General features: G+C 69.1%; 4 protein-coding genes and 2 pseudogenes. 2 read left to right on the top strand and 4 right to left on the bottom strand.

Annotated features, from left to right (window positions below; genetic code table 11):
• On the bottom strand, positions 1-196 hold a 196-nt coding region (locus EET13_RS26415; protein ID WP_425294277.1), incomplete at its 3' end, for a helix-turn-helix domain-containing protein.
• Between the two features lie 356 nt (positions 197-552).
• On the opposite strand from EET13_RS26415, the pseudogene EET13_RS26410 reads away from it, so the two are divergent.
• Positions 553-903: pseudogene (locus EET13_RS26410) on the top strand (Fic family protein); the annotation flags it as partial.
• Between the two features lie 91 nt (positions 904-994).
• On the opposite strand, the gene EET13_RS26405 reads toward EET13_RS26410, so the two are convergent.
• Both EET13_RS26405 and EET13_RS26400 read right to left on the bottom strand, forming a co-directional pair.
• Complete coding sequence (locus EET13_RS26405) at positions 995-1,285, bottom strand: CDGP domain-containing protein (RefSeq protein ID WP_122445022.1); 291 nt, start codon at positions 1,283-1,285, stop codon at positions 995-997.
• Between the two features lie 151 nt (positions 1,286-1,436).
• Positions 1,437-3,239 (bottom strand): hypothetical protein, encoded by a 1,803-nt coding sequence (locus tag EET13_RS26400; RefSeq protein WP_244604126.1) that lies wholly within the window; start codon positions 3,237-3,239, stop codon positions 1,437-1,439.
• On the opposite strand from EET13_RS26400, the gene EET13_RS26395 reads away from it, so the two are divergent.
• Positions 3,205-4,149: an NAD-dependent epimerase/dehydratase family protein gene (locus EET13_RS26395; protein ID WP_122445020.1), complete on the top strand. Its 945-nt coding sequence runs from the start codon at positions 3,205-3,207 to the stop codon at positions 4,147-4,149. The genes EET13_RS26400 and EET13_RS26395 overlap by 35 nt on opposite strands.
• A 20-nt stretch (positions 4,150-4,169) precedes the next feature.
• On the opposite strand, the pseudogene EET13_RS32490 reads toward EET13_RS26395, so the two are convergent.
• Positions 4,170-5,304 (bottom strand): annotated as a pseudogene (locus tag EET13_RS32490) (PE family protein); the annotation flags it as partial.

The raw sequence follows: 5,304 nt of genomic DNA, 5'->3' as shown, positions 1-5,304 counted from the left end.
TGAGTTGTTCACGCAAGAGCACGATTGCGGCGATGACCTCGTCGGTGACCGCGCGGGGGTTGCTGGCGGGCCGCCGCGAGCGTGCCTCGACGGCGTCGAGGCCGCCGAGCTGGTAGCGCTGGAGCAGGCGGTACAGGCGGTAGATGTGTTGCCGGGACAGTCCGTAGGCACGGGCTGCAGCCCCAGACGGCTCCATGTGATGTGTCAGGACATTGTGCGCACGTGCCCTGGGACATCGTTCACGGTTGTGTTTGTGGTTGGTTGCGGACCAGAACAATGTCGGCACGGCACGTGGCGATCCAGTGCGTGAGCAGATCCTCGACGGTGGACCCCGGGGTCAGCTCGTCGCACGCGCCGGCAGGGCTGCGGCGGCGCTCGTGCATTGTGCAGGATTCACTCGACCCGGACAGCCGTGGCGCGCGGCATGTCACTCGCCGCGACCCGCTCCGTCCGACAGCCTGGGGAGTCGTCGCACCGCTGAGACGGTCCCGCACCGAGCGGGATGAACTGCGCGTGTTAGCCGGGATGGTTGCAGTACCCGCAAACAGCCATGATGGGTTTTGCCCGCCGGGCAGCATCAGTCGGCCAGTGGAGCATGTGGCCGCGCAGATCTTTCATCTTGACCGACTCGGAGCGGTCGACGAAGGTGATCTCGCTGGAAAGGTCGCATACGTATCCGACTACGTGAACTATGCCCACCCGTTGCGCGAGGGCAACGGCCGCTGCACCCGCGAGTTCTTCAATCTCCTGCTATCCGAACGCGGTTCTGGACTCGACTGGTGGAAGACCGACCTGGAAGAGTTGCACGGCGCTTGTCATGCGGCGCACGCAAACTCTCATCTCACGGGCCTGGTCGCGATGTTCACGAAGATCCTCGACGCCGAACCCGCTTACGATTTCTGATCGCACCTGAACGTCCTGGTGTCGATCGGCGATACCGAACGTAAGGTCACGTCGGGCAGTCCAGCCGGTGTCAGGGTGGCTCCAACGAAGCTCAGTCGTCGATGTGCATCGGTGGGTCTGCGAAGGCGAAATCCGCTGGGTGCTGGTCAGCGCCCAGCACATCGCAGCGCTTGTCGGGCACCAGGTAGGAACTGGCGCCGTGGGCCACCCAGGTGGCAAATGTCACGCAACGTTGCCAGGTGCCGTCCGGCTGAATGGGTCCATCGCACTTGTTGATCACGCCGATTCCCCCGTACTGGCAGCCGGCGCTGGCCGGCGGCGCGACCGCGAGCAGTCCTGCGGCCATCGCTGCGGCGCCCAGGCCGGCGATGAAGGCGGCCATCCGCCGCGGCAACGCGATCTTGACTGCAGTCATTGCCAATCCCCTTTGGACTATCGCACCTCAATCATGGCACGCGGTGAGCTGGAGAACGGCTTTACGCTCCGGCTCGAAACGTCACGCTGGGCGCGTCGGCGTGAACTCGCGCAACGGGTCACATCGGCGCCAGGTATCCGACGGGCCCCGACGCGACGCACAACGACAGCGCGGTGGTGTTGGCGCGCACCGTGATCGCGTCGCCGGCGCCGGGCAGGCGGGCGTAGACGCGGTTGAGGCCGGGATGCACCGGGACCCTCCGTTCGGGCCCGTCGGACAGCGCCAGCGTCATGGATCCGTCGCTATTGGCCAGATAGTTCAGTTCCACGGTCCAGTCGGCGGGCAGCAGGGGACCGTCGAGGAGCAGGCGCGCCGGCCGGTCCGGCTGGGCGAAGTAACCGCAGTTCGGCAGCGGCCCGGGGACGATCGTGCGGACCCAGGTCACCCGCGCGTCGACCAGCTGACCGGAACTGTCGAACATTCGCAATTGTGTTGTCGCCGTTTCGAATTCGGGACGATCACGCAGCAGGGCAAACATGTGACTGGCCAGGTTCTCCGGCCAGGCCACCCGCTGCAGCACCAGCGGGTCGACCTCCTGATCCAACAGGGGCGCATTCGAATTAGTCCGTGCTGCGGCCATACTGGCCTTCGCGTGACGCAGGTACGGTTCGGTGGGATTGTCGCGCCAGCTGGTCAGGAAAGTCGCTGTCGAATAGAGGCTGCTGGCCAAAAACAGCAACGCCGCAATGCATGCCGCTACAGTCCGAAGCCGCGATGCATCCAGCCACGCCGAGGACGGCCGGTTGGGGGCCGTCAACGCCACGGCGGCCAAGAGCGCCAGCACCACCACCAGATCCGGGAAATACCTGAGTGTCTGTGCCAATTCGAGCGCGGTGAACCGCGACGAGCGCATCAGATAGATCGGCACCTGGCACGCCACGGCATACCCGGCCGCGGTCAGCCAGACCAGGCCGATGCGCTGCTTGCGGGCCAGCGAAAGCCCAAGCACGCCAAGCAAAACCAGCCAGCCGAGCACCATCACCGCCGGCGGCGGTGTGGCCCATGGCGAGGCCGGCGCCCAACGATCCCAATGCCAGGGACCGCCGGACAGACCGGGGACGATGCCGTGGGTGATCGAGCGACGCAACAGAGCCCAGGTCATCGACAGGTCCGAACTCCAGCGCTGCTGGTTGACGACAGCCAGGTACAGCGCAATCCAGGCGGCGGTCAGGGCCAGTGACGGAACCCATAACCGAACGCCGCCACGCCATGCGCGGCGCAACGGCTCCCCGTTCACCTGACACACCAGAGCGGCCACAGCGAACGCGACGAACGGAATCACCGCGGCCTTCTCGAAGAACAGCAGGCCGCCGAAGTACACCAGCAGCCCGGTGGCCGCGTAGCGCGCACGTCCGGTGCGCAGCAATAGCACCGCGTCGCCGCACACCCAGGCCAGTGCCGCCAGCATCGGCAATGAGTTCAGCGCCGCGGCCCACCACGCGAATCCGGGCACACCCAGCGGGGTGAACAACGCGAACGTCAGCGGTATCAGCAGCACCGGGCGCCAGCCGAGGATCACATGCAGCGCGCGCAGCAGCGCCAGCGAAGCCAGCAGCTGCAACACCACCAGACTGATCGCCGGTCCCGTCCATACCAGCGGTGCCACCCGGATGATCGCACCGGCGACCAGGAAGGCGCCCGGCATCACGTGCCCGTCATGGTCGTCGAACAGGTACGACGGCGACAGCAGGCCCTGCGTGCCGACCTTGCCCACCAGGATCAGATCATCCCAATAGAAGTAGCCCCCGAATGCCAGGACCGCGCGAACCGCCAGCTGGGCCGCGATGAGCGCCGCCGCTGCCACGACCACTCGGTATGGTGGGCCGGTGCGCGCACTGGTCACCGGGGCAGCCGGTTTCATCGGATCGACGCTAGTCGACCATCTGTTAGCCGACGGTCACACGGTAGTGGGGCTGGACAATTTCGCGACGGGCCGGGCGACCAACCTCGAGCACCTGGCCGATAACCCCGCTCATGTCTTCGTCGAGGCCGACATCGTCGCCGCGGACTTGCATGCCATCCTCGACCAGCACCGGCCCGAGGTGGTGTTTCACCTGGCAGCGCAGATCGACGTCCGGCACTCGGTGGCCGATCCGGAGTTCGACGCCGAGGTCAACGTCGTGGGCACCATCAGGCTGGCCGAAGCAGCGCGGCGCACCGGCGTGCGCAAGGTGGTGCATACCTCCTCAGGGGGATCCATCTACGGCGTGCCGCCGGTGTACCCGACCAGCGAGGAAACCCCGACTGATCCTGCTTCGCCCTACGCCGCGGGCAAGGTCGCCGGGGAGATCTACCTGAACACCTTCCGGCACCTGTACGGTTTGGACTGCTCGCACATCGCGCCAGCAAACGTCTACGGCCCCCGGCAGGACCCGCACGGTGAAGCGGGCGTGGTGGCGATCTTCGCCCAGGCGCTGCTGTCGGGTAAGTCCACCAAGGTGTTTGGCGACGGCACCAACACCCGCGACTACGTCTACGTTGACGACGTGGTGGACGCCTTCATCAAAGCGGCCGGCGACGCGGGTGGCGGACAACGTTTCAACATCGGCACTGGCATCGAAACGTCGGACCGCCAACTGCATTCGGCGGTGGCCGCGGCCGTCGGGGGTCCCGACGATCCGGAGTTTCACCCACCGCGACTGGGCGATCTGAAGCGGTCCTGTCTCGATATCGGCTTGGCCGAACGAGTCTTGGGCTGGCGTCCCCGGGTAGAGCTGGCCGACGGCGTGCGTCGCACGGTGGAGTTCTTCCGCCACAAGCACTCGGACTGAGTGCGGCCGCAGGGTCGTCGCTATCCGTGCGGACCCGGCACCCCGGGTGCGCCGATCAAACCGCCGCTACCGGCGGCGCCACCCTCCCCGCCGCCGGCAGCCAGGCCGGCGCCGCCGGCGCCACCGTTTCCGCCGAGGCCCAACAGGATTCCGCCATTGCCGCCATGGCCGCCGTCGCCGCCCTTGACGTTATCGCCGCCGGCGGCACCCCATCCGCCATGACCGCCATTGCCGATCAGAAGCCCGCCGTTGCCGCCGTCGCCGCCGCGGCCTTGGAACTTGCCGAACCCGGCGTATCCGCCGTTGCCGCCGTCGCCGAGCAGTCCGCGGGCGTGACCGCCGTTGCCGCCGTCGCCGCCAGTTCCGCCGTTGGAGGAGCCGCCCTGCCCGCCGGCGCCGCCGCTGCCGGCGAGCAGCCCGCCGGCGCCGCCGTCACCGCCCCTGCCGGCGGTGGGAACGGGTCCGAACCGGCTGGCGCGGATCTCACCGCCCGCGCCTCCGGCTCCACCCTGGCCAAGCCACCCGGCCGCGCCGCCGCCGGTCCCGCCGGCGCCGGCCGCGCCCTCGGTGGAAGTGCCGCCGCTGCCGCCGCCCCCGCCATTGCCGGCGAAGCTGCCGCCGGTGCCGCCCACACCGCCGGCGCCGCCGCGGGCGCTGCCGCTGCCCCCGGAACCTCCGGTGCCGCCCCGGCCGAGCAGGCCGGCGCCTCCACCATGGCCCCCGGCTCCGCCAAACTTGTCGTTGTTCTCACCTGCAATCGGATTGGGGTTGTCGCTGGTCCCGCCGGCTCCACCGGTGCCGCCGTCGCCGCCGGCGCCAAGCAGCTGCCCGCCGGTGCCGCCGTTACCTCCGGCGCCGCCGCGTGCCGGGCCGTTGCCTCCGGCGCCCCCGGCGCCTCCTCTGCCGAGCAGGGCGGCGGCTCCGCCGTTGCCGCCGTCGCCGCCGAACTTGTCCCAACCGAGGTTGTGGGCGGCGGGGTCGAGGTAGCTGGTTCCGCCGGCGCCGCCGGCACCGCCGTCGCCGAAGAGCCCGCGGGCGCTGCCGCCGTGGCCACCCGCGCCTGCCGTTCCGGCATTAGCGGTGCCGCCGGGACCGCCGGCACCGCCGTTGCCCCACAGCAGCCCCCCTGGGCCGCCGTCGCCGCCGCCACCGGCC

It is taken from the genome of Mycobacterium attenuatum, assembly GCF_900566085.1.
GTDB classification, from domain to species: Bacteria; Actinomycetota; Actinomycetes; order Mycobacteriales; family Mycobacteriaceae; genus Mycobacterium; species Mycobacterium attenuatum.
This window is presented reverse-complemented; position numbering and strand designations above follow the sequence as displayed.